Genomic DNA, 856 nt, shown 5'->3' with positions numbered 1-856 from the left:
AACGAAAAGCGGCTAATCTCAGCGCTGAGGCGGAGCGCGGAGGAATACGTGTCGGAGGATTGGGCGGCAGTCGCCAGAGCCATCAACGAGCGCGTGAACGAGCTCGGCTGGCGTCAACGCGAGCTAGCAGAACGCTCGAACGTCTCCCAGGCGATCGTCCGCGAGATCCAGCACCACACAGTGGAGCGTCGGCGGGGGCCGCGGACGCTGGAGTCCTTGTCTACAGCCATGGGCTGGCACCCGATGCACCTCGACGCGGTGCTGCACGGCCGCCGCCCGCCAGAGCGAGACGAGCCGATCACCGACCCCGGCGACTCGCTTTGGTCGCGTTTGGACAGTGTCGAACAGCGCCTGATCGACATCACCGAACGCCTCGACGACCTGAAGTCGGACCTCGCGTCGGTAGCGAAGCAAGTCCGCGAGAACCGGTAGCGCGGTGCGTTTCTGCTGGTTGAGCGCTTTGATTTCCATGCACCAATTCCAGCGTGAATCGGCGCCCGAACCCATGCATGTCCAATGCAAGTTCAATGCAGGTTCTGCGCTCCGGGGGTAGCGCGAGCATGAGCGTGAACGACGAGTGGACCGGCCAATCAGCGCGTTGCCTACAGGCCGCGCTGCGCATGACTCACGAGGCTTTCGCCGAACACCTCGGCATCGGCGTCCGCACCGTGGCCTCCTGGCATCAGAAGCCAGACACCAAGCCACGCTCAGGAGTCCAGCGCGAGCTTGACACCGCACTGGCGAACGCACCCGCTGACGCAGCCGACCGTTTCCACGAGCTGATCAACGGCGGACCGCTGGACCTCCCGGACGGCGCGTCCAAGGACGCGGAACTCCGTCTCAGCGAAGACGCGAC

The 856-nt window shown here is 65.0% G+C and carries 1 protein-coding gene and 1 pseudogene; both read left to right on the top strand.

Translation table 11 applies throughout. The annotated features are described in order from the left end of the window. The first annotated feature begins 48 nt into the window (after window positions 1-48). A complete protein-coding gene (locus SK803_RS46385; RefSeq protein WP_166053843.1) occupies window positions 49-432 on the top strand; it encodes a helix-turn-helix domain-containing protein in 384 nt (127 codons plus the stop codon). A gap of 128 nt (window positions 433-560) precedes the next feature. Further along, window positions 561-856: pseudogene (locus SK803_RS46380) on the top strand (transcriptional regulator); the annotation flags it as partial.

The organism is Lentzea miocenica, assembly GCF_033949945.1.
Classification (GTDB): Bacteria; Actinomycetota; Actinomycetes; order Mycobacteriales; family Pseudonocardiaceae; genus Lentzea; species Lentzea miocenica.
Note: the sequence above shows the minus strand (reverse complement) of the source record. Positions and strands in the feature narration are given on the sequence as shown.